Here is a 26,377-nt window from a genome sequence, read left to right on the forward strand (position 1 = left end):
CCCTACCCCACCACCACCCGAACCCATTCCTCAACAGGCTCTGCAGCCAGGTAGTCGCGCAAATACTCGGCAGTGGACTGTGTCGGCTGACGTGTTCCGAGGGTCGACCGTCGGAATAGGGGATGGACCCGTCAGATTTGGTACGTCGACCCCCGACGTCAAAGGTCGACCCGGTGAACAGGCGAGATAAGGACCCGGTCGTCCGCGGGCGCGGATCGGTCCACCTCCGCGAGCGGCGTCAACCACGCCGACGTGGCCACTTGTGATCCCGGTACGGGACCGCTCGAGTCGACCGGCAGACCTCACCCGCGGCCTGACCACGCGACTCCTCAGGGGGACGGGTGGCAACGGAACAATCCGGCTCCGGTGGATCCCGCCGTCTGCGGGGCACTGAGAGGGCGGATGAACGCATCCTGAGGGCGGACTCGCGCGCCCGGATATCGGGCGGCTCGGTCCCGCTCGGCCTGGCGATTCAGAAACTGTCCGAGGCGGCGTTTAGGGTGAGGTTCATCCCGCTCACCGGCGTCCCCTGGAGGTCTGTTCAGACATGCCGTCCGCCGACAGTTTCGTGCATCTGCACAACCACACCGAGTACTCCATGCTGGACGGCGCCGCACGGATCAATGAGCTGTTCAAGACCGCCGAGCAGATGGGCATGCCCGCGCTGGCGACGACCGACCACGGGTTCGTCTTCGGCGCCTACGAGTTCTGGAAGACCGCCCAGAAGTACGACGTGAAGCCGATCATCGGCGTCGAGGCATATCTCACCCCGGGCACGCACCGTACCGAGCGCCGCCGGGTGAAGTGGAGCGAGGGCGGTAACAGCAGCGACGACGTCTCCGGCGGCGGGTCGTACACGCATATGACGCTGCTGGCGAAGAACACCAACGGCATGCACAACCTGTTCCGGATGGCCTCGCTGGCCAGCCTCGAGGGCTACTACTTCAAGCCCCGGATGGACCGCGAACTGCTCCAGACCTATGGCGACGGCCTGATCGCGACCACCGGCTGTCCCGGTGGCGAGGTCCAGACCCGGCTGCGCCTCGGGCAGTACAAGGAGGCCGTCGCGGCCGCGGCGGAGTTCCGCGACATCTTCGGCGCGGACAACTTCTACTGCGAGCTGATGGACCACGGCCTCGACGTCGAGAAGGGCGTGCAGGCCGACCTGCTCAAGCTGGCGAAGGAACTCGGCCTGCCGCTGGTCGCGACGAACGACCTGCACTACACCCACCCGGGTGACGCCGTCGCGCACGCGGCGCTGCTGTGCGTGCAGTCCGGCTCGACCCTGTCCGACCCGAAGCGGTTCAAGTTCGAGGCGGACGAGTTCTACCTGAAGCCGTCGGAGGCGATGCGCGAGCTGTTCCGCGACCACCCCGAGGCCTGCGACAACACGCTGCTGATCGCGGAGCGCTGTAACGTCACCTTCACCGAGGGGGAGGGCCGGTTCATGCCGCGCTTCCCCTGCCCGGAGGGACACAACGAGGAGTCCTGGTTCGTCTCCGAGGTGGAGACCGGCCTGCACAAGCGTTACCCGGCGGGCGTGCCGGACCACGTCCGCAAGCAGGCGGAATACGAGATCGAGGTCATCACCTCGAAGGGTTACGCCGGCTACTTCCTCGTCGTCGCCGACTTCATCAACTGGGCGAAGAACCAGGGCATCCGGGTCGGCCCGGGCCGTGGTTCCGGTGCCGGCTCGATGTGCGCGTATGCGATGCGCATCACCGACCTCGACCCGCTGCGGCACGGCCTGATCTTCGAGCGCTTCCTGAACCCGGAGCGCATGTCGATGCCCGACTTCGATATCGACTTCGACGACCGCCGCCGCCCCGAGGTGATCCGCTACGTCACCGAGAAGTACGGCGATGACCGGGTCGCGATGATCGTCACCTACGGCACGATCAAGGCCAAGCAGGCGATCAAGGACGCCGGCCGGGTGCTGGACTACCCGTTCGCGATGGGTGACCGGATCACCAAGGCGATGCCGCCCGCGGTGATGGGCAAGGACATCCCGCTGTCCGGCATCTTCGACCCCTCGCACAAGCGCTACAGCGAGGCGACCGAGTTCCGCTCGCTCTACGAGTCCGACGCCGACGTGCGCAAGATCGTCGACACCGCCCGTGGCCTGGAGAACCTGAAACGCCAGTGGGGTGTGCACGCGGCCGGCGTGATCATGTCCAGCGAGCCGCTGATCGACCTGATCCCGATCATGCGCCGCGAGCAGGACGGCCAGATCATCACCCAGTTCGACTATCCGAGCTGCGAGACGCTCGGCCTGGTCAAGATGGACTTCCTGGGTCTGCGCAACCTGACGATCATGGACGACGCCGTCAAGAACGTGGAGGCGGCGCACGGCATCGAGCTCGACCTCGACGCGCTCGGTGAGACCCTCGACGACGCCAAGACCTATGAGCTGCTCGGCCGTGGTGACACCCTCGGCGTCTTCCAGTTCGACGGTGGCCCGATGCGGGCGCTGCTGCGGCTGATGAAGCCCGACAACTTCGAGGACATCTCCGCCGTCGGCGCGCTCTACCGCCCGGGCCCGATGGGTGCGAACTCGCACACCAACTACGCCCTCCGCAAGAACAAGCAGCAGGAGATCAGCTACCCGCACGACGAGCTCGCGGACGCGCTGGAGCCCATCCTCGGTACGACGTACGGCCTGATCGTGTATCAGGAGCAGGTCATGGAGATCGCGCAGAAACTCGGCGGTTACACGCTGGGTAAAGCGGATCTGCTCCGCCGGGCGATGGGTAAGAAGAAGCGCGAGGTGCTCGACGCGGAGTATGTCGGCTTCTCCGAGGGCATGAAGGCGAACGGCTTCTCCGAGCAGTCGATCAAGGCGCTGTGGGACGTCCTGGTCCCGTTCTCCGACTACGCGTTCAACAAGGCGCACTCCGCGGCGTACGGTCTGGTTTCGTACTGGACCGCCTACCTGAAGGCGAACTACCCCGCGGAGTACATGGCCGCCGTTCTGACGTCCGTCAAGGACGACAAGGACAAGATGGCCATCTACCTGAACGAGTGCCGCCGGATGGGCATCAAGGTGCTGCCGCCCGACGTCAACGAGTCCGACTCGAACTTCACCCCGGTCGGCACCGATATCCGCTTCGGCCTGTCCGCGATCCGCAACGTCGGCGTCAACGTGGTGGCCGAGATCGTCTCGGCGCGCGAGTCCGAGGGCCGGTTCACCGACTTCGTGGACTTCATCGACAAGGTGCCGCTGCCGGTCTGCAACAAGCGCGTGATCGAGTCGCTGGCCAAGGCCGGCTCGTTCGACTCGATGGGACATGCGCGCCGCGCGGTCGTCGCCGTGCACGAGCAGGCGGTCGACGAGGCCATCGACCTCAAGCGCAACGAGGCACACGGCCAGTTCGACCTGTTCAGCATGGGCGACGACGACACCGGCGAGGGTGGTAGCCGGCTGACCGTGCAGGTGCCGGAGATCGAGGAGTGGGACAAGCAGACCAAGCTCGCCCACGAACGGGACATGCTCGGGCTGTACGTGTCCGACCACCCGCTGTTCGGCGTCGAGCACGTGCTCACCAACGGCACCGACTGCACGATCGGCCAGTTGCTTGCCGACGACGAGCGCCCCGACGGCACTCAGGTGACGATCGGCGGCCTGGTCACCTCGGTCCAGCGCAAGGTGAACAAGCGCGGCGACATCTACGCCATCGTCACGATCGAGGACCTGGAGGGTTCGATCGAGGTGATGATGTTCTCCTCGGCGTACCAGCTGGCCGCGCATGTACTGGTCAACGACGCGATCATCTTGATGAAGGGCCGGATCCGGCGCCGCGACGACCGGATCGAGCTGAGTGGTTCCGACGTCACCGTGCCCGATCTGACCGAAGGCCCGTCCGGACCCGTGGTCATCTCGATGCCGGTCAACCGGTGTACGCCGCCGGTGGTCGAGCAGTTGCGCGAGGTGCTGTCGTCCCACCCGGGCATGACCGAGGTGCAGTTGCGTTTGCAGGCCCGGCAGAAGACGACGGTGATGCGGATCGGTGACCGGTTCCGGGTCACTCCGACGCCGTCGTTGATGGCCGACCTGAAGGCGTTGCTCGGCCCGCACTGTCTGGCCAGCTGATGATCCAGCTGCGTGACCGCGGTGCGGTAGGCCTTCGGTGATGGGTCACACTGGCGAGGTGAGCCAGTATCCCCAGCCGTATTACCAGCAGCCCGTCGTGCCTGAGCCGCCGATGCCCTGGGCCCGTGCCCTCGGCATCACCGTCGCCGTTTATCTGGTGGCGGGCGCGATCGGCGGCTGGGCCTGGCAGCAGTTCGCGCCCCTCGCCCGGTACACGGTCGACGCGAACGGTGGCGCCCTACCGGAAGAGGAGATGACCCGGGTCTTCGGTCCCGACGGCACCTTCACCGCGATCGGTTTCATCGCCGGCCTGGTGCTCGGCGGTGCCTTGTTCTGGTGGCTGAATCGCTACGGTCCGTGGTCCGTCGCGATCGTTGTGGCCGGTTCCGCGCTCGGCTCAGTCGTGGCCTGGGGCGTCGGTATGCTGCTCGGCCATGATCCGCTGGACCCCCGGCTGGAGGCCGCCAAACCAGGCGACCTACTGCCGGCACCGCTCGAACTGCATGGCTGGACCCCCCTTGTTTCCTGGGTTGTCGGGGCAGCTCTTGTCGCCGCCATCATCGCCGCGACGACTTGGCGGAACGATGCGCCCGCGCCTGCAACCGGATCGGCTCCGGCTGCGTCGGAACAGACGCCGTGGATGCACTAACCTGACCCGGCCCGGCGACCTGCCGGACGATCGGAGGGGGCTCGATGTCTGACCACACCAACCCGCCGTACGGCGGCCACCCGGGTGGGGGAAATCCCGGTGGTCCCTACAGCGGCCAACCCGGCCCGGCCCACGGCGGCGCACCGGGCCAACCCGGGCCTTACGGTCCTCCCGCCGGCCAGCCCGGGCCTTACGGTCCTCCCGCCGGCCAGCCCGGGCCTTACGGTCGGCCTGCCGGCCAATCGCCTTACGGTGCTGGGCGTCCGCAGCCCGGGCCCTACGGTCCTCCCTCTGGCCAACCGCCTTACGGACAAGGCGCTCCGGGCCAACCCACACCCGGCCAGTACGGCGCTCCGAGCGGTCCCGGCGGCCCTGGCGCCCCGAACGGGCCCGGTGGACCCGGGGCTCCTGCTGGTCCCGGTGGTCCGGGGCCTTATGGAGTTCCCGGTGGTGCCCCGCCGTACGGCGTTCCCGGTCAACCGGGTGGACCCGGGCACTACGGCCCGGGCCAGTACGGCGGCGGGCAGCCGGGGTCGACGTACGGAGCGGGTGGTTTCGGCCCCGGTGGTCCCGGCGGCCCTGGTGGCGTGCACATGCAACAGTGGCAGCCTGAGCCGCAGAAGCGCCGGAACAAGCTGGTCCCGCTCATCGCGGCACTGGCCGTCTTCCTTGTCGCAGGCGCCGGTGGAGCCTTTGCGTACAGCAGGATCTCGGGCGGCGGCGAGCAGCCCGAGGCGGTCCTGCCCGGTAACGCGATCGCCTACGCGCGCATCGACCTCGACCCGGGTGCCGGCCAGAAGGTGGCCGCACTGCGTTTCGGGATGAAGTTCCCGTCGGTCAAGGAAAAGATGGGCATCACCAGCGACAAGGACGATCTGCGCCAGAAGCTGTTCGAGTTCATCAAGAAGGAGTCGGGCGGCGAACTCGCCGACGTCGACTTCAAGAAGGACATCGACCCGTGGCTCGGCGACCGCGCGGGCGTTGTCGCGCTGCCTGGCGGTGACCAGAAGCCGGAGCCGGTGGTCGCCGTTCAGATCAAGGACGAAGGCAAGGCCAAGGCAGGTCTGGACAAGCTCTTCGCCAATGAGGATGCCGAGGACAAGCCGGGCATGGCCTTCAGCGGCGACTACGTGCTGCTGGCCGAGGACCAGGCCCTCGCCGAGAAGGCGGTTGCCGACGGCAAGCAAAACCCGCTGGCCAAGAACAGCGAGTTCACCAAAACGATGGACGAGCTGGGCGAACCGGGCTTCGCCTCGTTCTGGGCCGATGGCAAGGGCATCGCGGCGATGGCCACCAAGGAGTTGCAGCGGCCCGACGGCAAGGTGCCCGCGGGCAGTTTCGCTGCCGCGCTGCGGTTCGACGACAAGTTCGTCGAGCTGAAGGGCATCGGCCGCGTGGATCCGTCCACCGCGAAGCTCCCGATGACCGGTGGCGCCTCGGCCGCGGTGAACACCCTGCCGTCGACCACCGCGGCCGCGATCGGTATCGGCAGCGGCGAATCGATCATCGGTGAGATCTGGACCCAGATGCAGAAGGTCTCGTCCGACAAGTTCAACCCGACCGAGATGGCCAAGGGCTTTGCCGAGCAGTACGGTCTGGTCCTGCCCGACGACCTCAAGGTCCTCTTCGGCAAGAGCCTCGCGGTTTCGCTCGACAAGTCGACCGACGGCGGTCCCAAGGTCGCGGCCAAGATCAACACCGATCCGGCCAAGGCGGCCGCGGTAGCCGACAAGCTGCTCGGCATCGCCCGCAGCAAAGGCCGGGAGATCCCGGTCGTCAAGGTCCAGGACTCCGACACCCTCGTACTCGGCACCTCCCAGTCCTACGCGGACGAGGTACTGAAGGACGGCAACCTAGGTGATTCCGAAGCCTTCAAACAAGCCGTCCCGAACACGGACAACGCCATCATGCTGGCCTACGTCGACTTCGAGGCTGTCTCCGCCATGCAATCCCGACTCGACAACCCCGACCTCAAAGCCCTCCGCTCCGCCGGCCTGGTCAGCCAAGTAACCGCCGACGGCAAATCGGACTTCACCCTCCGCCTAGTAGCCAAATAACCAGCACTCCACCTCCAGCCGTCGGCGCCCCCGGCCCCGGCGGCTGGCGGCCATCCAGCCAGGCCCAGACGCCGACCCTGGCCCATCGACATGCAACGCAGCCCGCCCCGCGCGTCGTATCCCGCTCATCGGACCCTTGTGACGCGGTGTGTCGCCGTTCATTGGACGCTTGTGACCATCTGCCGGCGTGTCGTCGGGCCCTTGTGACCAGGCGTGTCGTGGTTCATCGGACTCTTCTGACCGGGCTGGCGAGCTGGTTCGTGCGGAGGCATCTCCGGTTGGCAGGTCAGCGCGTACTGGCGGGGAAGATCTTTGCGCGGAGGTGGTCGGGTAGTTGGCGGTATTGCCAGTCGCGTTCTTCCACCGTGGCGATTTCGTCCGCGCCGGCTTGGGTGGCGGCCTTGGCGGCGTACGACGCGGAGTGTGACGCGTGCGTGATCACGTGCGCGGTCGCGGCGGCATGCCCGGCGGCGCGCGCGGCGGAACGTGCCGCCGGCTGCGAGACCTCCCGGGCCGCCTCGTGCGCGGCGAATGCGGCATCCCGCGCCGCCGTCACCGAAATCTCCCCTCGGGCCCAGGCATGTGCAGCCTCGATCGCGAGTCGCGGGCGGTCGTCGGTGGGCTCGGCCTGCTCGAAGTGGGGGAGGACGTGTTCGGCACAATCGGCGGCCCAACGAGCCAGCGCTTGGTGATCCTCCATGCATCCTTCCCCAGGCTGCGATCACACTCTCTGGTAAATCGTGTGCCTAAGCGCGAGCCCTCGGCAACAATTACGGCATGTCCCGCCCAGGTTCCCTCAGCCAGACGCCCAACCCGGCGCTCGGCCCGGGCGAAGTCCCTGACGATTCAGCCTTCCTGGATCGCCTGGCCGACCGCCTCGCCGGACTGCCCGGAGTAGAAGCCGTTTCACTAGGTGGCTCGCGGGCGCAGGGCACGAATCGCCCGGACAGCGACTGGGACCTCTCGATCTACTACCGCGGCACCTTCGATCCGCAGGACCTGCGCGATGTCGGCTGGCCCGGTGAGGTGGCCGAAGTTGGCGCGTGGGGAGGGGGCGTCTTCAACGGTGGAGCCTGGGTCCACGTCGAGGGCCGGCCGGTTGACATCCACTACCGCGACCTGAACTCCGTCGAGCACGAACTGGCCGAAGCTCGGCAAGGGCGGTTCCGGACCGAACGGCTGATGTTCCACCTGGCCGGGATTCCCAGCTACATCGTCGTCGGCGAACTCGCGATCAACCAGGTCCTCCGCGGCGACCTGCCACAGCCGTCGTACCCCGAGGCCCTGCGCGAGAACGCCCCGAAGGTCTGGTGGAGCCTCGCCGAGCTCACCTTCGGATATGCCGCCGACGGCCATGCCGCCCAAGGCCGTCTGGCCCAATGCGCTGCCACGTTGACCGTCGCCATGTCGTACGCCGCCCACGCGGTCCTCTCCGCCCGGGGCGAATGGACCACCAACGAGAAGACCCTGCTCAGCCGCGCGGGCCTCTCGGGACTCGACGACATCCTCACCGATTTCACTCCGGCCAACCTCCCCGATGCCTGCGAAGCCGCCCGGGCCCTGGCAGACTCCGCCCGCTCCGCAGGCTGATTCCCGCTCCGCAGGCTGAGGCCTACTGGTCGGAAGACCCGGGTGTACGTCGTACCGGGTCTTCGATCGCGAGCTGGGCGCGGACATGGTCCTCGAGGTCGTTCATCGTGCTGGTGAACGCCTGCTCGAGATCCACGCCGACCGCGTCGGCGATGACCAGCACGCTCCAGAGGCAGTCGGCTAGTTCATGTCCGAGGGCGGCGGGCAGATCCTCGGGCCCGGGACGGGAACCCGCGTGCGCGCCGACCAGTTTCGCCAGGTCGCCCACGTCGCCGGTGAAACCGTTCATCAGCTCGGTCGCGGACCACGCACGCCCGTCCCGTCGTACCTCCCAGTCGGCGTACAACGCCCGCACCTCAAGAGCCCGCCCACGCATCTCCGCAAAGTCCATCCCGGCAACCTACCGACCGAGCCGGGGCTGGATCAGGCCTGCCGGGGCTGGATCAGGCGTCGGCCGCGAGCGCCGCCAGCACGCCTTCGCCGTACTTGGCGAGCTTGTTCTCACCGACGCCGCTGATCGTGCCGAGTTTGGCGAGCGTGTCGGGTATTTCGGTGGCGATCTGGCGCAGGGTGGCGTCGTGGAAGATGACATACGCCGGGACGCCTTGTTCCTTGGCGACGGCGCCACGCCAAGCACGCAGCCGCTCGAACACCGGCAGCGCCTCGGGCAGCAGATCCGCGGCCGGGCTCGCCTTCCGCGACGACCTGGACGGCCGGCTCGCGCGCTCGGGCTCGCGGCGCAGCGGGACCTCGCGCCGGCGGCCAAGGACCTCGGCGCTGTCCTCGGTGAGCACGAGCGTGCCGTAATCACCTTCGACCGCGAGCAGTTGCCGGGCGAGGAGCTGCCGGATCACGCCGCGCCATTCGGTGTCGCGCAGCTCGGTTCCGATGCCGAAGACGCTCAACTTGTCGTGGTCGAACTGGGTGACCTTCGGCGTGGTCTTGCCGAGCAGGATGTCGATGATCTGGCCCGCGCCGAACTTCTGCCGCCGTTCGTGCTGGAGGCGGTAGACGGTTGAGAGCAGCTTCTGCGCGGCGATAGTCCCGTCCCACGACTCCGGCGGGTTGAGGCACGTGTCGCAGTTGCCGCATGGAGTAGCGGCTTGACCGAAGTAGTTGAGGAGCTGGACCCGTCGGCACTCCACCGTTTCGCACAACGCGAGCATGGCGTCCAGATGCGCACTAAGTCGTCGCCGGTGCGCGAGATCGCCCTCAGACGTGTCGATCATCTTGCGCTGCTGAACGACGTCCTGCAGACCGTAGGCCAACCAGGCGGTCGAGGGCAGTCCGTCACGACCGGCGCGGCCAGTCTCCTGGTAGTAGCCCTCGACCGACTTCGGCAGATCCAGATGCGCGACGAATCGCACGTCCGGCTTGTCGATTCCCATGCCGAAGGCGATCGTCGCGACCACGATGAGCCCGTCCTCGCGCAGGAAGCGGGACTGGTTCTTCGCGCGCACGCGGCTGTCGAGTCCGGCGTGGTACGGCACGGCCGGAATGCCGTTCTTCACCAGGAATTCCGCGGTCTTCTCGACCGAGTTGCGCGAGAGGCAGTAGACGATTCCCGCGTCGCCTTCGTGCTCATTGCGAAGCAGATCGAGCAACTGCTTCTGCGGGTTGTCCTTCGGCACGATCCGGTACTGGATGTTCGGCCGGTCGAAGCTGGCGACGAAGTGCTTCGCCTCGGTGAGGTTCAACCGGGTCGCGATCTCGGCGTGCGTAGCCTCGGTCGCCGTCGCGGTCAACGCGATCCTCGGCACGTCGGGCCAGCGCTCGTGCAGTTCCGACAACATCAGGTAGTCGGGCCGGAAGTCGTGTCCCCATTGCGAAACGCAGTGCGCCTCGTCGATCGCGAACAGCGAGATCTTGCCCTGGTCGAGCAGCCTGGTGGTCGCCTCGACGCGAAGGCGCTCGGGCGCCAGGTAAAGCAGATCGAGCTCACCCGCGAGGAACGCCTGTTCAACCTCGCGGCGCTGCTCGAAATCCTGTGTGGAGTTGAGGAATCCGGCCCGGACGCCGGCCGTGGTGAGCGCGTCGACCTGGTCCTGCATCAACGCGATCAGCGGCGAGATGACCACGCCCACGCCGCTGCGCACGAGCGCGGGAATCTGGTAACAAAGGGACTTCCCGCCGCCGGTCGGCATCAGCACCAGCGCGTCGCCACCGGAGATGACGTGCTCGATGATCTCCTGCTGTTCGCCGCGGAAGGCGTCGTAACCGAAGACCCGGTTCAGCACGTTCAGTGCTTCGCTGACCTCCGACGCGATCTCGGGCCTGAAGGCGTCAAGCGTCGGCGGCTTCTCCTCCAGGGTTGGAGCGTTCGATTCGGACGGGTTCTCCACAGCAGCCACCCCGGGATTCTACGAGCCCGTCGACGGCAATACCCGCCACCAGGCCGCCCCTGTGGATAACCCGCCCGCAATGCGTGCGCTTGGTGCTTCGTTGGTCAGGGCTTTTCGCCGGCGTAGGTGCCCACGCTCCAGAAATTGCCCTCATGGTCGCTCACCGTGAAGCCGCGCGATCCATAATCCTCGTCCCGCAAACCACGCACCAGCTTCGCCCCGGCGGCCTGGGCCCGCGACAAGAGGCCATCCGGGTCGTCGTACACGAGGTAGTTCGAGGCCGGATGGTCCGCGAGCACGTCGAACTCGCTGTCCGCGCCACGGTCGAGCGAGCTGACCATCACCCCGCCACCGGTCGGCCAGTGCAACTCGGCATGCGCGATCGACCCCTCGCTCTCCCCGGGGTACGACGCGATGAGCCGGAAGCCGAGGCCTTCGGTCAGGAAGCGGATCGCCGCCGCTCCGTCGCGATACACGAGTGTCGGCCAGACGCCGATCACGTTCTTCTGTTGCTTCGTTTCAGTGCTCATGCCTGCCAGAATGCTCGGTTCCGGCTTGATCGTCTTGAACGAATGGGAGTTCCTCGATCATCCACTGGCGCGGCGAACACCCCGCCAGCGCATGCCACTCGCGGGTCAGATGGGCCTGATCGGCGTACCCCAGATCGGCCGCGAGGTCCGCCAGCTTCGTCCGGGGTTTTCGTTTGAGGCGCACGACGGCTCGCTCGAACCGCAACACCCGGGCCGCGACCTTCGGAGCAAGGCCGAACTCCTGGCTGAACCGGTCCGTCAGGTGCCTCCGGCTCCAACCAACCTCTTGGGCCAGTTCCTGCACACTGATGGCGCCGGCTGATTCGCGCAGCCGTCGCCAGGCCCAACCCAATTCCGGTCTGAGGCCGTCGGACACCCGCCCGGGATCTTGCTCGAGCAGGAGGCCTTCGATCCGGTCGAACCGTTGCTCCCAGGCCGGTATCGCCTGGAGCTGATCCGCCAACTGCTTCGCTGGCCGACCCAAGAGCGCGTCCAGATCAACAACGATCGATCCGAGCTCACCAGCCGGTACGCCGAACAGCGCGCGGGCTCCCGCGGGAGTGAGCGCGAGCTGGATGCCCGAACGGTTTGGGGAGTCACCGATCGCCACCGCCCGTGAGTGCAACCCGCTGATCAGCATGTCGAACTTGTCGACGGGCGCACCCGGCCAGGCCACGCCGAGCGGCTCGTCGAGGCTGATCACCACGGTCAGGAACTGCGAGGGCAACCCGCGATGCAGCGCAGGCGGATCGCCGGAGTAGGCATACCCCACGAGCTCCGCGACGAACGGACGCAGCGCCGGGGTGGCGCTGCGACCGCGAAGCTCGAACTCGGGTGCCATTTCTCCAGGCTAGATCCTGGCGCCGACAATTTTTGGGCGGGCGAAGCCGTTGGGTCTACTTGCGCACGGTTGCGCTGGGCCCACCCCAGATCAGGGTGGCGTCCACGAAGTACACGCGGTAGTCCCGGGCTGCAGCCGACGTGTAGGTGTAGGCGTACTTGCCGAGGCTGCTGGACTTGACGGACTTCAGCGGCTTCCAGGTCGTCGTACCCGGCGCCTTGTACTGCAACTGTCCGACCGATCCCGCCCACGCCACGAACTTGTTGGACGTATGGGCATAGCGGGCGGACGACGTACGCAAGGTGACCTTGCTGCCTACACGAGTGGCCGTCACCTGGGCCCACGAGCCCATCTTCACCCAAGTAGCGGGGGTGTTCTGAGTTGCGACTTGGTTGACGTCGTCGTCCCAGGCCCATTGCGGCTTGAACCGCCACAGGCCCCAGTAGTGGTCGGGCCACTGATGCACCATCGAGGTGGAGCCGTACTCGAACCGAGCCGTCGGCGGGAAGGGCTTCACATTGTCGGGGTTATACGCGCGCCAACTCGAGGAGACCACGCCGGCTCGCTTGCAGTCCGCGCCCTCCCGGAACGTCACGGCGGTGTTGGGTGTGACCACCCGGATTTTCGCTGGTACGAGCAACGTGCACGGCGGCAACGCCTGTACGTCGGCCTGCGCGGTGGCCGGTACGGCGAGCATCGGGGCGGCGGCTAGGCCGGCAAGGGCAAGAGCTGATCCAAAACGCATGGCTTCTCCGAGTCATCGCAGGGTCTCTCGGGACCGTACAGGAGAACCGCTGGCCAGCGCGATGGATCATTTCACCTTGCCAACGGGCTGCGCTCGGTGCAAGCGGTGGTCAGTCCAAGTCGTAGGCGGACCGGATCGCGTCGGACAACGCGAGCTCCTGATCCGGCAGCAGATAGCCGATCGCCCGCCCGAGCTGCTTGCGGGGAATGGTCTGCACGTTGTCGCAACTCACCACGCTCGGGTGGTCGAGACCGTTCTGAAGGCCGACCGGCACCTCGGTCGACAGCCCGCGCACCGTACTCGTGATCGGCGCGACGGTGACGTTGTTCAAGTGCGGGCGGACCAGCTCACGCGTAAGCACCAGCACCGGCCGCGGCTTGTCCAGCCGGGCAATATGAATCGGCCGCATCAGTCGAGATCAGTCAACGGCGTCGATCCGGCGTAACTCGCCAATTCGTCCAGATCGTCACGGGCCCCATCCGGCCCTTGGTGCTCGCTCAGCGCCGCCAGAATCGCCGCGTCCTTCGCCGCCAGATCCCGCCGCCGCTCACGCTCCATCGCCCGAGCCACCACAGTGGCCCGGCTGGGCGCCAACTTGTCGTCCACCAGCCGATCGATGAACTCCACAATCTCATCCGGCAACCGCACGGTAATCTGCTTACTCATCCCACAACCATACCACTCTGGTATGCAGTTGGGATTCGCCTAGGAGGCCGAAATTCTCCTCGAGGCGTACGAGTACGACGCGGCAGGCAACCTCACCGGCCGCACGGAAGTTGGTAAGCCGAAAGACATCTTCGCCTGGGACGTTGAAGGACGTCTAGCGTCGGTGACATCTACGTCGGGGGCGACGTCGATGGTGTACTCCGCCGACGGCCAGCGTCTCATTCGGCGTGATCCGACGGGTGCGACGCTGTACCTGCCCTCGACGGAGGTTCGCTGGACTAAGGCGACGGATTCGCTCAGTTCGACGCAGTACTACAGCTTCAACGGCACTCCGGTGGCCGTCCGAACCGGGGTCGAAGCGGCTGATCTGGTCATCACAGATCCGCATGGAACCGGCCAAATCGGCATCAACGCGTATACGCAGGACTATTCGCGGCGTCGCTCCGACCTGTTCGGCAACGTGCGCCAGACAGCCGGCCCGTGGGGGGCAACCAATCACGGTTTCGTCGACGGCGTCATCGACGCTTCGACCCGCCTGACGCATCTAGGCGCACGCGAGTACGACTCGAAGATGGGCCGCTTCATCTCGGTAGACCCGGTGATGGACCTGTCCGACCCGCAATCCCTCAACGGCTACAGCTACGGCAACAGCAACCCCCTCGTCTACACCGACCCGGCCGGCACCCAGAACGAATCGTTAGGCGACGGAGGACTACCGCCGCCGTTGCCGGCCGACCCGCCTCCGACGGCGGATCCCGAGCCGGACACCGCCACTGACGAGGTGCCGACCGGCAGTTCGGACTCGCATTGGGAGCAGATCGGCAACTGGAAGAGCAGCTTCGACCGCACGGTGAAGCGCAAGGCCCGTGAGCTCGGCGAAAACACCGCAGATTGGATCACCGACAATCCGAGTGGCCAGCAGATGGCTGCGTCGCTCGGAAAAAAATTCTACGAGGACACCAAAGAAGAAATAATTAACTGGACGACTGCCTGCGGCTCCGCGTCAAACAGTGCGGTTTGTAAGATCCGAACTGCAGGTATCGCCTTCTGGCTCGTCCCTGGTGGAGGCATAGTATCCAAGCCTGCTGTTCGCCCCGTCGTGAATGTTGCGGTCAAGCAAGCCGAAAAGGTGGCAGCAAAAAACGCGGCAGGCGAGTCGTCGATCCGGGTATACCGTGTTGAGGGGCCCGGCAATAAGCGTTTGGACATTGATTCTGCAGGTGATGTATCAATTAAGGGCAGGGGTATGTTGTTTTTGAATTTTGGAGATGAGGCCCGCGCCCAGAGATTCTTGGCGAACCGGCTTTCTCAGGGTCATGCTGGAACAACGATTAAGTCGTTCGCTGTGCCTACGTCGTACTACGATGACCTGGTGTCGCGCTCGGTGCCCGAAAGGATGGCCAGGATGGGATCAGTGGTTCAAGTCGACGTGAATCAGACCACAAGGTCGTTCGGCCTTCGGTCATCGGAGTTTCCGGGCCTGCAGTGCGCGATCATCCCGGGGAGCGGGTGCTGATGCTCATACTTGATGAGCTTCGTCACTTGGCGTCGGGTGCCCGCGCCGATGAGACACCCGGAGGAAGCGGACTCGCTTCACTAACTGTGACCAGCGATGGCGAGATCGACAGGGTCGTCGAGCGTGTCACAGAAGTTCTCCGTGCCGTTGTTGAGTCGTCAGCGGTAGCATGGGACGCTGACGCGGTGGCGCTGAGGTTGCCTGGGTGGTTCGTAGCCGGCTGCGCGCCGGCACAGTCCGTCGATGAAGCTCAGAAATGGCTGAGTTGGTGGCGTGGCTTGGACGATGACGCTCGGGCTAAGGCATCTAGCGAGGCGCCATGGAGTGTCGCCGATTGGCTAGCCTGGCTGAATCCGGCCGAGCGCCAATGGTATTGGTGGGATGCCGTAGTGCAGGACCAGCATTCAGCCGCAATTCTCGTAGAAGTTACCGGATGGCCAGCGGCACTTGGGGCACTTGTCTGGCTGCTTCGAGTGGCGGGTGCGGCAACGGTGGCGGTTGCCGACGGCGGCTAATCCAATTCAATGCGCACCTATGGTTAGGGCCAGGCCGACCGGCAACGGGTAGGGCCGTTCGGCAGGAAGCAGCGAACGCGCGGTATCCAGTGCGCCTCCGGCAATGGCGCACTGGATCTCACGCACCCGCTCGGTGACATCGTCGATGTGGACGATCCAATCGTTAACGTAGGCGCGGGTGGCAGGGCCACTGAGACCAACTTGGATCGAACGCCACGGAAGTGGCGCGAGGGTGATACTGCGCTCAGGGTCCCACTGAACCCTGACCGAACTCGCCTCTTTACGTGCTGCCCAGGTGGCGTGATCGGCATAGACGTCAGCCTCGAAATGACTGAGGCACGAAAGGGAGAGTGCTTCCTCAAAGCCGGCGCGAGTAATCTGGATGGCCAGGATGTGTTCTTGGCTGAGCTTAGTGGCCCATCGTGAGATGCAAATAGCCATAGTTTCGCCGAAACCCGGTTGAGCCCTCCAGTAAAGGTGCTCGTCTTCGGTGTGCTGCAATGGGTGCGATACGCGGATGAGTTGCCATCCGCCGGAACTACTGGCACTGCGATGTGCCTTCGCTGGGCGAGGAGACCGTTGCGCACGGTGCCCACGCTAGAAGAAGTCGACGCCGCGACACGGAGCATTCTGGCGGTAAGTAACCATTACCGAGCAGTTAGTTGGGGGACATGTTGGACCAGGGGAGGTCTACGGCGGGGAGGCTGGGGAGGGCGGTTATGGCGGCTAGTTCGGCGTCTAGGAGGCCGACTAGGTGGGCTAGGCGGGTGGTGGTGTCGGTGGCTTCCAGGAGCTTTTGGCGTTCCGGGGTTAGGAGGACCATGGCGGCGGACATGAGGTACGAGAGGGTGCTTGGGTCGTCGGGGAGGCTGCCGATGTGGAGGCCCGGTTGGCTGATCTCGGTGACGGCTTCGGCGTAGCGGCGGAAGCGGTTGACGGCGATGGTGGCTGCGCCGAGGGGGTCGTCGCCGGGGGTTTCGGGTAGCCAGTCGACGTTGGCGACCAGGTAGTCGCCTTCGGCATCGAGTTCGGCGACCTGAAAGCGACGGTTGCCCGTCAGAGTCACCTCCATCGGGCCTTCGAGGGCCCCGGTCGCGCCGTTGCCGGCGTCCATGGTGATCTCGGAGATGCTGGCGGCGCAGCCGATGCCGTGCAGGGAACGGAAGACGCGGTCGCCGAGTTCGTAGCCGTCGCGGATGGTCACCGCGCCGCAGACGAGTTCGCCGCCGTTTTCGACCAGGTCGCGGATGACGGCGCGGCTCTGCGCGTCGCGCACCGGTACCGGTATGACCAGCCCCGGGAAAAGGACCGTGTCGACGGTCAGCAGGGGCAGGCGGGAGTCCATGTCACGAGCGTAGTGCCCAGCCCCACGCCGACACCCGCGATTACAAGTCCCCGGCCCGCCACGGGATGGTCACAAGGGTCCGATGAAGGGCGACACGCCTGGTTACAAGGGTCCGATGACGCGCCCGGGGTGGGGAGGTGGGAAGTGGGTGGCGGTCGGTGGGGTGGCATTCATCGGTCCGAATCTGCCCGCTTGGATTGGCGGCGAGGTGGCGGGTTGTGGAGAGGGCGGGCAGATGCAGACCGATGAATGCGGAGGCAGGATCTGGATGGGCGCGCCGTTGTGGACGGGGCGGTGGGGGTGGGGGTGGTGGACGGTAAACTTGGGGCATGATTCGCCGCGTTGACCTGCGGGGCCGCGTGGCTGCTGGTGAGGTCCTTGACCTTCAGGCCCTTGTGCCCCGAGCCGAGTTCGATGTCGAGAAGGCTCTCGACGTCGTCCGACCCATCACGGAAGCCGTCCGCCATCGGGGTGCCGACGCCATTCGTGAGTTCGGCGCGAAGTTCGACCATGTGGCGGTCACCGATCTGCGCGTACCAGCCGAGGCGCTGAAAACCGCCCTCGAAGAGCTTGATCCGGCCATCCGGAGCGCCTTCGAGGAGTCGATTCGCCGCGTCCGCGAGGTGAGCGAGGACGAGCGCGGCGAGGACGTGCACTCGGAACCGGCCAAGGGCGGCCGGGTCACCCAGCGCCTGGTGCCGGTCCAGCGCGTCGGGCTGTACGTGCCGGGCGGGCGCGCGCCGTTGTCGTCGAGCGTCGTGATGAACGTCGTACCAGCGCAGGTCGCCGGAGTGCCTTCACTGGCTGTCGCGTCGCCGCCACAGCAGGACGGGCTGCCGCACCCCACGATCCTGGCCGTGTGCGAGCTGCTCGGCATCGATGAGGTGTACGCGATGGGCGGGGCGCAGGCCATCGCCGGTTTCGCGTACGGGTTTGAGGGCTGCCGCAAGGTCAATATGATCACCGGCCCGGGCAATATCTATGTGGTCGCGGCCAAGCGGTTGCTGAAGGGCCAGATCGGGATCGACTCCGAGGCCGGGCCCACCGAGATCGCCGTACTCGCGGATGACACGGCCGACGCCGGGCACGTCGCGGCCGACCTGATCAGCCAGGCGGAGCACGACCCGATGGCCGCGAGCGTGCTCGTCACGCCCAGCACCAAGCTGGCCGACGAGGTCGAAGCCCAGCTGATCAAGCAAGTCCAGAACACGAAGCACGCCGAGCGCATCACCGAGGCGCTCAGCGGTGAGCAATCCGGCATCGTGCTGGTGGACGACCTTGATCAAGGCACGGCGGTCGTTGACGCGTACGGCGCCGAGCACCTTGAGATCCAGACCGCCGACGCCGAACAAAGGGCCGAAACGATCAACAACGCGGGCGCCGTCTTCATCGGGGCCTGGTCGCCGGTCAGCCTGGGCGACTACTGCGCCGGGTCGAACCACGTCCTGCCGACGGCCGGTTGTGCCTGCCACTCGTCGGGTCTGTCGGTGCGGAGCTTCCTCAAGGCCATGCACGTGGTGAACTACACCCGCGAGGCCCTCGAGGACGTCGCCGGTCACGTGGTCACCCTCGCGAACGCGGAGGACCTACCGGCCCACGGTGCGGCGATCACCCAGAGGTTCACCCAGTGAGCCTGCCGATCAGGGAAGAGTTCCGTCACCTCGAGCCGTACGGCGCACCCCAGCTGGACGTGCCCGTCGCGCTCAACGTCAACGAGAACCCGTATCCCCCCAGCGAGCGAGTCGTCGCTGATATCGCGCACGCCGTCGCGCAGGCAGCGGCGGGCCTCAACCGGTACCCGGACCGCGAGTTCCTCGACCTGCGGGCCGACCTGGCGGCGTACCTCTATCGCGAGTCCGGCGCCATCCTCCGGCCGGAGCAGCTCTGGGCCGCCAACGGGTCCAACGAGGTGATGCTGCACATCCTGCAGGCCTTCGGTGGTCCGGGCCGGCGGGCGCTGAGCTTCGCCCCGACCTACTCGATGTACCCGGAGTACGCGCGCGACACCCACACCGAGTGGATCGTCGGGCGTCGCGAGGGCGACTTCACGCTCGACCGGAGCAAGGCCCTCGCGGCGATCTCGCGGCATCGCCCGTCGGTCGTGCTGCTCGCCTCACCGAACAACCCCACCGGTACGGCGCTGCCGATCGACCTGATCGAGGCGATCGCGGCCCGTACGGCGGAACTCGGCTCGGTCCTGGTCGTGGACGAGGCGTACGGCGAATTCCGTCGCGAGGGAACTCCCAGCGCCACGACGCTGCTCCCGTCGTACCCGAACCTGGCCGTCGCGCGCACGATGTCGAAGGCCTTCGCGCTTGCGGGGGCGAGGCTCGGTTATCTTGCCGCGAGCAACGACCTGATCAACGCGCTGCGGGTGGTCCGGCTGCCGTACCACCTGTCCGCGGTGACACAGGCCGTCGCGCGGGCCGCCCTGAGGCACTCCGAGGAGTTGCTGAGCCGGGTCGGCCAGCTCCGGCAGGAGCGGGACGAGACCGTGCACTGGTTGCACAGCCAGGGTCTGCAGGCGGTCGACTCCGACGCCAACTTCGTACTGTTCGGCACCTTCCGGCAGCGGCATGCCGTCTGGCAGTCGCTGCTCGACGACGGTGTCCTGATCCGGGAGACCGGGCCGGACGGCTGGCTCCGCGTCTCCATCGGCACCGCCGCCGAGATGGCCGCCTTCAAGGCCGCCCTCGAGAAGGTGCTCAAGGCAAGTGAAAGGTGAACCGATGAGCAGGACTGCCCGGGTCGAACGTGAGACCAGCGAGTCGAAGGTCGTGATCGAGGTCGATCTCGACGGCACCGGCCGCGCGGACATCTCGACCGGCGTCGGCTTCTACGACCACATGCTGAACGCGCTGGCCAAGCACGCGCTGCTCGACCTGCAGGTGAACACGGTCGGCGATCTGCACATCGACGCCCACCACACCGTCGAGGACACCGCGATCGGCCTCGGTCAGGCGCTCAAGGAAGCCCTCGGCGACAAGCGCGGTATCCGCCGGTTCGGCGACGCGACCGTGCCGCTGGACGAGGCGCTGGTGCACTGCACGGTGGACCTGTCCGGCCGGCCGTACTGCGTGCACACCGGTGAGCCCGACGGACAGGTGTACGCCGTGATCGGTCGCGACTACGCCGGTTCGCTGACCCAGCACGTCTTCGAGACGCTGGCCTTCAACGCGGCCATCTGCATCCACATCCGGGTGATCTCCGGACGCGACCCGCACCACATCGTCGAGGCCCAGTTCAAGGCGTTCGCCCGGGCCCTGCGCGCCGCGGCCGAGCTCGACCCGCGCCAGCCGGGCATTCCCAGCACCAAGGGAGCCCTGTGACGGCGAAGGTCGTTCTGCTGGACTACGGCTCGGGCAATATCCGCAGTGGCGAGCGTGCGCTGCAACGCGTTGGCGCCGACGTCACCGTGACGGCCGACTTCGACGAGGCGCTGAACGCCGACGGCCTGCTGGTTCCGGGCGTCGGCGCGTTCGAGGCGTGCATGACCGGCCTCAAGGCGGTTCGCGGTGACAAGCTGATCGATCAGCGGCTCACCCGGGGCCGGCCGGTGCTCGGGATCTGCGTGGGCATGCAGATCTTGTTCGGACAAGGCATTGAGCATGGTGTCGAGACCGACGGCTGCGACCAGTGGCCGGGAGTGGTCGAGCGCCTGCAGACCACCGAGCCGATCCCGCACATGGGCTGGAACACGGTCGAGGCCGCCGACGGTACCGAGCTGTTCAAGGGCATCGAGGGCGAGCGGTTCTACTTCGTGCACTCGTACGGCGTTCGCGAGTGGCGCCTCACCGAAACCCGGGAATCCGTCACGCCCAAGGTGACCTGGGCGTCGTACGGCGGAGACCGGTTCGTCGCGGCCGTCGAGAACGGGCCGTTGATGGCGACGCAGTTCCATCCGGAGAAGTCCGGGGACGCCGGCGCCGCCCTGCTACGGAACTGGGTCAGCTCCCTAGCCTGATTCACTCCTGACACCGGTCACGGTTCGGGCATCGACGCGAGGTTTTTGCCTTCGGCCACTTCCGTAGATGACATCGATGCTGTCACACTCACACGCCAAACGCTTCGGAATCTCGGGGATTCCAGGAGGCCGTACGTGCTGGCTGTGCAGAACCTCGAAGTCGTGTACGACGATGTGATGCTGGTACTGCGAGGCGTGAGTCTCCAGGTCGAGCAGGGGCGGATCGTTGCCCTGCTCGGGGCCAACGGTGCCGGTAAGTCGACGCTGTTGCGTGCGCTGTCCGGGCTGCTCGATGTCCATGAGGGCCGGGTCAGCCGCGGCCGGATCACGCTCGACGGCGAGCCGATCCACGGTCTGCAGGCGAGCCGGATCGCCGAGCGCGGCATCAAGCAGGTGATGGAGGGCCGGCGGATCTTCGCCGAGCTCACCGTCGAGGAGAACCTGCGCGTCGGGGCGCACGTCAAACCCCGCGCGACCCGGCAGAACCTCGATCGCACCTACCAGCTGTTCCCGGTGCTGGCGGATCGCCGGCGTAAAACCGCGGGCTATCTGTCCGGTGGCGAACAGCAGATGCTGGCCATCGGCCGTGCGCTGATGTCCGATCCGCGCTACCTGCTGCTGGACGAACCGAGCCTGGGTCTCGCGCCGATGATCGTGCAGCAGATCCGGGACGTGATCGTGGAGATCAACGCACAAGGCACGACCGTGCTGCTGGTCGAACAGAACGCGGCGATGGCGCTCTCGATCGCCGAACACGGCTACGTGATGGAGAACGGCGCCATGGTGATGGACAAGCCCGCGGCGGCCTTGCTCGACGACGGGGACGTACGCGAGTTCTACCTCGGCCTAGGTGCCGAAGGCGCGTCCAAGTCCTTCCGGGACGTCAAGCACTACAAGCGCCGCAAGAGGTGGTTGTCGTGATCCTGACCTTCGAGGATGTCGTGCTCTCCTTCTCCGGCGTCACCGCGCTCAACGGCGTCAGCTTCGAAGTCGGTGAAGGCGAGCTGTTCGCGGTCATCGGCCCGAACGGCGCCGGTAAGACCTCCATCTTCAACGTGCTCTCCGGGGTCTACCGGCCCGAGCAGGGCAAGGTCCGGTTCAAGGCCGAGGAAGACGAAGACGTGGATCTACTGGGGAAACGGCCCAGCCAGATCGCCAAGCTCGGCATCGCCCGCACCTTCCAGAACATCGAGTTGTTCTCGAACCTCACGGTGATCGACAACCTCATGCTCGGCCGCCATCACCACCATCCGTACGGCGTGCTGCAGGCCTTCGCGTGGTTCGGTACCGCCCGGCAGAACGAGCTGACCAATCGCGCCAAGGTCGAGGAGATCGTCGACTTCCTCGAACTCGAGCAGTGGCGCCGCCTGCCGGTCGGCCTGTTGCCGTACGGCGTGCAGAAGCGGGTGGAACTCGGCCGGGCGCTCGCGTCCGAACCGCGGCTGCTCCTGCTGGACGAGCCGGTGGCCGGGATGAACCTGGAGGAGACCGAGGACATGGCCCGGTTCATCCTCGACATTCGCGACGAGCTCGGCCTGGCGATGGTGATGGTCGAACACGATATGGGCCTGGTGATGGATCTGGCCGACCGGATCATGGTGATCGACTTCGGCCGTCCGATCCGTACGGGTCGTCCACGCGAGGTCGCGGCGGATCCCGACGTGATCCGGGCCTACCTCGGCGAAGAGCATCGGATCACCTCATGACCAGGACCGTCGCGAGCCGGGTCAAGACCAGGGCTGAGCAGACACCCGAGCGGATCGCCCTGCGGGAGAAGGACCTTGGCGTCTGGCAGCAGGTCAGCTGGTCGGCGTACTGGGAGACCGCGGAGCTGGTCGGGCACGCGTTGCTGGCCCTCGGAGTCGAGGTGGGCGATCGGATCGCGATCCACTCGGAGAACCGGCGCGAGTGGCTTTACAGCGATATCGGCATCGTCGCGGTCCGCGCGGTCACGGTCGGCCTTTATCCGACCAACCCGGCTCCGGAGGTCGGCTACCTGCTGAAGCATTCCGGCGCGCGCGTGCTGATCGCGGAGGACCAGGAACAGGTCGACAAGGCGCTCGCGGTGGACACCGAGCTCGAGTACATCGTCTACCTGGAACCACGCGGCATCCGGAACCGGTACGACGACCAGCGCTTGCTGGCCTGGCCGGATTTCCTTGCCCTCGGCTTCGAACACCGTGAGCAGCATCCGGACGCGGTGACCACTCGGATGGCCGAGGCGCAACCGGACGACATCGTGGCGCTGATCTACACGTCGGGGACCACCGGGCCGCCGAAGGGCGCGATGCTTTCGGTGGCGAACGTGGAGTTCGCGATCGTCGAACTGGTCGAACGTGGCGGGTTCACCTCGCCGCCGCCGTCCTCGAAGGACCTCAGTCTTTCGTACCTGCCGTTGTGCCATGTCGCGGAGCGGATCTTCAGTTGCTGGTTCAGCGCCGCCGCCGGGGTGTGCGTGCACTTCGCCGAGTCGATCGAGACGGTGCAGGGCAACCTGCGCGAGGTGCAGCCGTCGATCCTGTTCGGCGTACCGCGAATCTGGGAGAAGATCGCCGCCGGTATCCAGATCAGGTCGGAATCCGCCAGCCCGGTCAAGCGCGCGATGGGCCGGTTCTGGCTGCGCCGGGCCGACGCGATCGGAACCACTCTGGTGGCCAACGAGGGCCGGCACACGATCGGCTCGCGGCTGCAGTACGCGATCGGCTACGTGTTCTTCTACCGCGCGTTGCTGGACCGGATCGGCCTGCGCAAGGTGCGGTACGCCGCCTGTGGCGCGGCGCCGATCGCCCCGGACGTACTGCGGTTCTTCATGGGCCTGGGCGTGCCGATGCACGAGGTGTACGGCATGACCGAGAACACCGCCGTCGCGACCGCGAACCGGCCGGGCCGGGTCAAACTCGGCACGGTCGGCGAGGTGCACGACGGGGTCGAGCTGAAGGTGGACGAGCAGACCGGCGAGATCCTGACCCGGCACGGCGGCACGTTCGCCGGTTACTGGCAGGACCCGGAGGCGACCGCGCGGGTGATCGACGCCGACGGCTGGTTGCACACCGGCGACGTGGGGGAGTGGGTCGACGGCACGCACCTGCGTATCACCGACCGGATGAAGGACATCATCATCACCGCCGGTGGCAAGAACATCGCGCCATCGGAGATCGAGAACGCGCTCAAGGCCTCGCCGTACATCAAGGAGGCCATCGTGATCGGGGACCGGCGCAGCTATCTGACCGCGCTGATCGGGATCGAGCCGGACACGGTCGGCCACTGGGCCCAGACCCGGCGGCTGGCCTACTCGACGTACCACGATCTCGCGTCGAAGCCGGAGGTGATCGCACTCGTCCAGGAGGTGGTCACCGAGATCAACGAGCGGTTCGCGACGGTCGAGCAGATCAAGCAGTTCCGGCTGTTGCCGAAGCTGCTGGACCATGAGGACGGCGAGCTCACCGCGACCCAGAAAGTCAAGCGCAGCGCGGTGACGACGGCCTTCACCGACCTGGTCGAGTCGATGTATTCGGGAGGCCGGCGATGAACGACTTCCTCGCGACGCTGATCCGCGGACTCGGCAGTGGCTCGATCTATGCCCTGCTGGCGTTGGGCTTCGTGATCATCTACAAGTCCATGCGGGTGATCAGTTTCGCGCAGCCGGCCTTCATGATGGCGGGCGCGACGCTGGTCAGCCATCTGGTCCTGCGGATGGACTTCTGGCTGGCGCTGCTGGTCGCGTTACTGCTGACCGGGCTGCTCGGCGCCGGGGTCGAACGGCTCGCGCTGCGCCCGATGATCGGCAAGCCCGTCTTCGTGATCGCGATCATCACCCTTGGCGTGGACATCGTGATCCGCACGGTGGTCAACTCGTTCATCGGCCTGGACATCCGCCAGATGGCCGACCCTTGGGGCCTGCGGCAACTAACCGTGTTCGGCCTGACGATCGACCAGCGCCACCTGGCCACGCTGGTCGCGACCCTGCTGGTGGTCGCCGCGCTGTTCGCGTTCTACCGGTACTCGCGGATGGGCCTCGCGATGCGCGCCGCGTCGTACGACCAGGAGGTGGCGCTCGCCCAGGGCATCTCGGTCGGCCGGGTCTTCTCGCTGTCGTGGGCGCTCGCGGCGATGCTGGCCGCGCTCGCCGGAGTGTTCCTGTCCACCGGCATCGGGTTGGAGCAGAACCTCTGGCTCACCGCGCTGAAGGCCTTACCGGTCATCATTCTCGGCGGTCTCGATTCGCTGGGCGGTGCCGTGGTGGCCGGTCTCGCGATCGGCGTGGTGGAGGCACTGGTCGGCTCGTACGGCGGCCGGGTCAGCCCGATCTTCGGCGGCGACTTCTTCCTGGTGGTCCCGTATCTGCTCATGCTCGCGGTCCTGCTGGTCAGACCGTACGGCTTGTTCGGCACCAGGGAGGTGGAACGGATATGAGCAGGGGCCGCCCGCAGTTGTACCTGTCGTACGCCCAGGACATGGCGTTGCTGAACACCCCGACCAAACGGGCCTGGACCGTGGTACTCGTCCTCGTGGCGGTGCTGATGCCGTTCCTGCTGGAGGACGACCTGCTCGTCGTACTGGCCACCGCGTTCGTGGCGGCCATCGGCGCGATCGGCCTCAACCTCGTCACCGGGTACGCCGGTCAGGTTTCGCTCGGGCACGCGTTTTTCCTCGCGCTCGGGGCGTATACCGCCGCGGCCGTGTCGGGCGATCCGGACAGCCCGCGGCTGATCGGTTTCGGCATCACCTCGATCCCGGTCTGGCTGCTCGCGTCCGGACTGGTCGCGGGACTGGCCGGGCTGATCGTGGCACCGCTGGCCGCGCGCTTGCGCGGGTTGTACCTGGCGGTGGTGACGCTCGGGCTGGTGTTCATCGGGGAGCACGTCTTCAAGCACTGGAAGAGCCTGACCGGTGGTGTCGGAGTAGGCCGGCCGGCCGCCGTACCGGAGTTGTTCGGCATCCAGTTCGCGGTGGACGGCGCGTTCTTCACGAAGGCGCAGAAGCTTTACCTCCTGATGTTCGTGCTGCTGGTGATCTTCGGCGTGCTCGCGCGGAACCTGGTCCGCTCCCGGATCGGGCGCGCGCTGGCCGCCGTACGGGACCGCGATCTCGCTGCCGAGGTGATCGGCGTGGACGTGACCCGCTACAAGATGATCGCGTTCGCGGTGTCGTCGTTCTACGCGGGCGTCGCGGGCGCCCTGCTGTACGTGATGATCGGCTTCGTCGAACCGGGGTCGTTCAACCTCGGCTTGTCGGTGCAGTACATCGCGATGATCCTGATCGGTGGCGTCGCGACCATCTCGGGCTCGGTGATGGGCGCGCTGTTCATCACCTTGCTGCCGCGGGTCACCCGCGAACTTCCCGCCATCCTGCCGTTCGTGAGCTCGAGCTCCACCGGCGCCGGGATCAGCGTGTTCCAGCTCGAGACGATTCTGTACGGCCTGCTCATCATCGGGTTCTTGATCTTCGAACCCCGCGGGCTGTTCGGCATCTGGATCCGTATCCGCAACTACTGGAAGACCTGGCCGTTCTCGCACTAATCCCGGGA

24 protein-coding genes are annotated in these 26,377 nt (G+C 66.5%); 14 read left to right on the forward strand and 10 right to left on the reverse strand.

Going from position 1 to position 26,377, the window contains the following annotated elements; genetic code table 11:
• The first annotated feature begins 547 nt into the window (after positions 1–547).
• The 3 genes from dnaE (at position 548) to ACFFGN_RS34670 (ending at position 6,796) form a co-directional block, all read left to right on the forward strand.
• Entirely contained in the window at positions 548–4,090 is a 3,543-nt protein-coding gene (dnaE, locus tag ACFFGN_RS34660; protein WP_380057025.1) for a DNA polymerase III subunit alpha, read from the forward strand.
• Positions 4,091–4,148: 58 nt separating this feature from the next.
• Entirely contained in the window at positions 4,149–4,739 is a 591-nt protein-coding gene (locus ACFFGN_RS34665) for a hypothetical protein (RefSeq protein WP_380057027.1), read from the forward strand.
• A 593-nt stretch (positions 4,740–5,332) separates the two neighbouring features.
• Positions 5,333–6,796 carry a DUF3352 domain-containing protein gene (locus ACFFGN_RS34670; RefSeq protein ID WP_380057030.1) on the forward strand — a complete coding sequence of 488 codons (1,464 nt, stop codon included), beginning with the start codon at positions 5,333–5,335 and terminating at the stop codon, positions 6,794–6,796.
• A 286-nt stretch (positions 6,797–7,082) separates the two neighbouring features.
• Here ACFFGN_RS34670 and ACFFGN_RS34675 read toward each other — a convergent pair whose 3' ends face one another.
• Positions 7,083–7,496, reverse strand: a complete 414-nt coding sequence (locus tag ACFFGN_RS34675; RefSeq protein ID WP_380057033.1) for a putative immunity protein — start codon at positions 7,494–7,496, stop codon at positions 7,083–7,085.
• Between the two features lie 77 nt (positions 7,497–7,573).
• Between ACFFGN_RS34675 and ACFFGN_RS34680 the strand changes: the two genes are divergently transcribed.
• Positions 7,574–8,386, forward strand: a complete 813-nt coding sequence (locus ACFFGN_RS34680; RefSeq protein WP_380057036.1) for a nucleotidyltransferase domain-containing protein — start codon at positions 7,574–7,576, stop codon at positions 8,384–8,386.
• A 22-nt stretch (positions 8,387–8,408) separates the two neighbouring features.
• On the opposite strand, the gene ACFFGN_RS34685 is transcribed toward ACFFGN_RS34680, so the two are convergent.
• The 7 genes from ACFFGN_RS34685 to ACFFGN_RS34715 all read right to left on the reverse strand — a co-directional run bounded on the left by ACFFGN_RS34685 (position 8,409) and on the right by ACFFGN_RS34715 (position 13,510).
• Positions 8,409–8,777, reverse strand: coding sequence for a nucleoside triphosphate pyrophosphohydrolase family protein (locus ACFFGN_RS34685; protein WP_380057039.1), 369 nt, complete (start codon positions 8,775–8,777; stop codon positions 8,409–8,411).
• Between the two features lie 52 nt (positions 8,778–8,829).
• Complete coding sequence (gene recQ, locus ACFFGN_RS34690) at positions 8,830–10,737, reverse strand: DNA helicase RecQ (protein ID WP_380057042.1); 1,908 nt, start codon at positions 10,735–10,737, stop codon at positions 8,830–8,832.
• A 95-nt stretch (positions 10,738–10,832) separates the two neighbouring features.
• Positions 10,833–11,258, reverse strand: coding sequence for a VOC family protein (locus ACFFGN_RS34695; RefSeq protein WP_380057045.1), 426 nt, complete (start codon positions 11,256–11,258; stop codon positions 10,833–10,835).
• Entirely contained in the window at positions 11,248–12,099 is an 852-nt protein-coding gene (locus ACFFGN_RS34700; RefSeq protein ID WP_380057047.1) for an AraC family transcriptional regulator, read from the reverse strand. The genes ACFFGN_RS34695 and ACFFGN_RS34700 overlap by 11 nt, the downstream gene beginning before the upstream one ends.
• 55 nt (positions 12,100–12,154) lie before the next feature.
• The gene (locus ACFFGN_RS34705) at positions 12,155–12,844 is read right to left on the reverse strand and encodes a hypothetical protein (RefSeq protein WP_380057049.1); all 690 of its coding nucleotides are present in this window, start codon (positions 12,842–12,844) and stop codon (positions 12,155–12,157) included.
• 109 nt (positions 12,845–12,953) lie between these two features.
• Positions 12,954–13,253: a type II toxin-antitoxin system PemK/MazF family toxin gene (locus tag ACFFGN_RS34710; protein WP_380057052.1), complete on the reverse strand. Its 300-nt coding sequence runs from the start codon at positions 13,251–13,253 to the stop codon at positions 12,954–12,956.
• Positions 13,253–13,510: a ribbon-helix-helix domain-containing protein gene (locus ACFFGN_RS34715; protein ID WP_380057055.1), complete on the reverse strand. Its 258-nt coding sequence runs from the start codon at positions 13,508–13,510 to the stop codon at positions 13,253–13,255. Before ACFFGN_RS34715 ends, ACFFGN_RS34710 begins: the two co-directional genes overlap by 1 nt.
• Before the next feature lie 190 nt (positions 13,511–13,700).
• Between ACFFGN_RS34715 and ACFFGN_RS34720 the strand changes: the two genes are divergently transcribed.
• The gene (locus tag ACFFGN_RS34720) at positions 13,701–15,026 is read left to right on the forward strand and encodes an RHS repeat-associated core domain-containing protein (protein ID WP_380057058.1); all 1,326 of its coding nucleotides are present in this window, start codon (positions 13,701–13,703) and stop codon (positions 15,024–15,026) included.
• A 521-nt stretch (positions 15,027–15,547) separates the two neighbouring features.
• Here ACFFGN_RS34720 and ACFFGN_RS34725 read toward each other — a convergent pair.
• Both ACFFGN_RS34725 and ACFFGN_RS34730 read right to left on the reverse strand, forming a co-directional pair.
• Positions 15,548–15,982, reverse strand: a complete 435-nt coding sequence (locus ACFFGN_RS34725) for a DUF4291 family protein (protein ID WP_380057061.1) — start codon at positions 15,980–15,982, stop codon at positions 15,548–15,550.
• 217 nt (positions 15,983–16,199) lie between these two features.
• Positions 16,200–16,886: an LON peptidase substrate-binding domain-containing protein gene (locus ACFFGN_RS34730; RefSeq protein ID WP_380057064.1), complete on the reverse strand. Its 687-nt coding sequence runs from the start codon at positions 16,884–16,886 to the stop codon at positions 16,200–16,202.
• Between the two features lie 329 nt (positions 16,887–17,215).
• Between ACFFGN_RS34730 and hisD the strand changes: the two genes are divergently transcribed.
• From hisD to ACFFGN_RS34775, 9 genes are all read left to right on the forward strand, one after another.
• Positions 17,216–18,517, forward strand: a complete 1,302-nt coding sequence (hisD, locus tag ACFFGN_RS34735) for a histidinol dehydrogenase (protein WP_380057066.1) — start codon at positions 17,216–17,218, stop codon at positions 18,515–18,517.
• 2 nt (positions 18,518–18,519) lie between these two features.
• The gene (locus ACFFGN_RS34740) at positions 18,520–19,611 is read left to right on the forward strand and encodes a histidinol-phosphate transaminase (protein ID WP_380057151.1); all 1,092 of its coding nucleotides are present in this window, start codon (positions 18,520–18,522) and stop codon (positions 19,609–19,611) included.
• Between the two features lie 4 nt (positions 19,612–19,615).
• The gene (gene hisB / locus ACFFGN_RS34745) at positions 19,616–20,215 is read left to right on the forward strand and encodes an imidazoleglycerol-phosphate dehydratase HisB (protein WP_380057069.1); all 600 of its coding nucleotides are present in this window, start codon (positions 19,616–19,618) and stop codon (positions 20,213–20,215) included.
• Positions 20,212–20,850, forward strand: coding sequence for an imidazole glycerol phosphate synthase subunit HisH (gene hisH, locus ACFFGN_RS34750; protein ID WP_380057072.1), 639 nt, complete (start codon positions 20,212–20,214; stop codon positions 20,848–20,850). The genes hisB and hisH overlap by 4 nt, the downstream gene beginning before the upstream one ends.
• A gap of 135 nt (positions 20,851–20,985) precedes the next feature.
• Positions 20,986–21,771 (forward strand): ABC transporter ATP-binding protein, encoded by a 786-nt coding sequence (locus ACFFGN_RS34755; protein WP_380057075.1) that lies wholly within the window; start codon positions 20,986–20,988, stop codon positions 21,769–21,771.
• Entirely contained in the window at positions 21,768–22,556 is a 789-nt protein-coding gene (locus ACFFGN_RS34760; protein ID WP_380057079.1) for an ABC transporter ATP-binding protein, read from the forward strand. Before ACFFGN_RS34755 ends, ACFFGN_RS34760 begins: the two co-directional genes overlap by 4 nt.
• The gene (locus ACFFGN_RS34765; protein ID WP_380057082.1) at positions 22,553–24,379 is read left to right on the forward strand and encodes an AMP-dependent synthetase/ligase; all 1,827 of its coding nucleotides are present in this window, start codon (positions 22,553–22,555) and stop codon (positions 24,377–24,379) included. Before ACFFGN_RS34760 ends, ACFFGN_RS34765 begins: the two co-directional genes overlap by 4 nt.
• Complete coding sequence (locus ACFFGN_RS34770) at positions 24,376–25,263, forward strand: branched-chain amino acid ABC transporter permease (RefSeq protein ID WP_380057085.1); 888 nt, start codon at positions 24,376–24,378, stop codon at positions 25,261–25,263. Before ACFFGN_RS34765 ends, ACFFGN_RS34770 begins: the two co-directional genes overlap by 4 nt.
• On the forward strand, positions 25,260–26,369 hold the full coding sequence (locus ACFFGN_RS34775) for a branched-chain amino acid ABC transporter permease (RefSeq protein ID WP_380057087.1): 1,110 nt from the start codon (positions 25,260–25,262) through the stop codon (positions 26,367–26,369). Before ACFFGN_RS34770 ends, ACFFGN_RS34775 begins: the two co-directional genes overlap by 4 nt.
• Positions 26,370–26,377: the final 8 nt, after the last annotated feature.

This window comes from Kribbella deserti (assembly GCF_042434725.1).
GTDB classification, from domain to species: domain Bacteria; phylum Actinomycetota; class Actinomycetes; order Propionibacteriales; family Kribbellaceae; genus Kribbella; species Kribbella deserti.

What these genes read in the sequence shown, in the direction of transcription:
- hisD (WP_380057066.1), top strand. Translation starts at nt 17,216, where the DNA reads ATGATTCGCCGCGTTGACCTGCGGGGCCGCGTGGCTGCTGGTGAGGTC.
- ACFFGN_RS34695 (WP_380057045.1), bottom strand. Translation starts at nt 11,258, where the DNA reads ATGAGCACTGAAACGAAGCAACAGAAGAACGTGATCGGCGTCTGGCCG.
- ACFFGN_RS34725 (WP_380057061.1), bottom strand. Translation starts at nt 15,982, where the DNA reads ATGGCTATTTGCATCTCACGATGGGCCACTAAGCTCAGCCAAGAACAC.
- ACFFGN_RS34715 (WP_380057055.1), bottom strand. Translation starts at nt 13,510, where the DNA reads ATGAGTAAGCAGATTACCGTGCGGTTGCCGGATGAGATTGTGGAGTTC.
- ACFFGN_RS34680 (WP_380057036.1), top strand. Translation starts at nt 7,574, where the DNA reads ATGTCCCGCCCAGGTTCCCTCAGCCAGACGCCCAACCCGGCGCTCGGC.
- dnaE (WP_380057025.1), top strand. Translation starts at nt 548, where the DNA reads ATGCCGTCCGCCGACAGTTTCGTGCATCTGCACAACCACACCGAGTAC.
- ACFFGN_RS34710 (WP_380057052.1), bottom strand. Translation starts at nt 13,253, where the DNA reads ATGCGGCCGATTCATATTGCCCGGCTGGACAAGCCGCGGCCGGTGCTG.
- hisB (WP_380057069.1), top strand. Translation starts at nt 19,616, where the DNA reads ATGAGCAGGACTGCCCGGGTCGAACGTGAGACCAGCGAGTCGAAGGTC.
- ACFFGN_RS34675 (WP_380057033.1), bottom strand. Translation starts at nt 7,496, where the DNA reads ATGGAGGATCACCAAGCGCTGGCTCGTTGGGCCGCCGATTGTGCCGAA.
- ACFFGN_RS34705 (WP_380057049.1), bottom strand. Translation starts at nt 12,844, where the DNA reads ATGCGTTTTGGATCAGCTCTTGCCCTTGCCGGCCTAGCCGCCGCCCCG.
- ACFFGN_RS34730 (WP_380057064.1), bottom strand. Translation starts at nt 16,886, where the DNA reads ATGGACTCCCGCCTGCCCCTGCTGACCGTCGACACGGTCCTTTTCCCG.
- ACFFGN_RS34775 (WP_380057087.1), top strand. Translation starts at nt 25,260, where the DNA reads ATGAGCAGGGGCCGCCCGCAGTTGTACCTGTCGTACGCCCAGGACATG.
- ACFFGN_RS34765 (WP_380057082.1), top strand. Translation starts at nt 22,553, where the DNA reads ATGACCAGGACCGTCGCGAGCCGGGTCAAGACCAGGGCTGAGCAGACA.
- ACFFGN_RS34770 (WP_380057085.1), top strand. Translation starts at nt 24,376, where the DNA reads ATGAACGACTTCCTCGCGACGCTGATCCGCGGACTCGGCAGTGGCTCG.
- ACFFGN_RS34720 (WP_380057058.1), top strand. Translation starts at nt 13,701, where the DNA reads ATGGTGTACTCCGCCGACGGCCAGCGTCTCATTCGGCGTGATCCGACG.
- ACFFGN_RS34685 (WP_380057039.1), bottom strand. Translation starts at nt 8,777, where the DNA reads ATGGACTTTGCGGAGATGCGTGGGCGGGCTCTTGAGGTGCGGGCGTTG.
- ACFFGN_RS34670 (WP_380057030.1), top strand. Translation starts at nt 5,333, where the DNA reads ATGCAACAGTGGCAGCCTGAGCCGCAGAAGCGCCGGAACAAGCTGGTC.
- ACFFGN_RS34700 (WP_380057047.1), bottom strand. Translation starts at nt 12,099, where the DNA reads ATGGCACCCGAGTTCGAGCTTCGCGGTCGCAGCGCCACCCCGGCGCTG.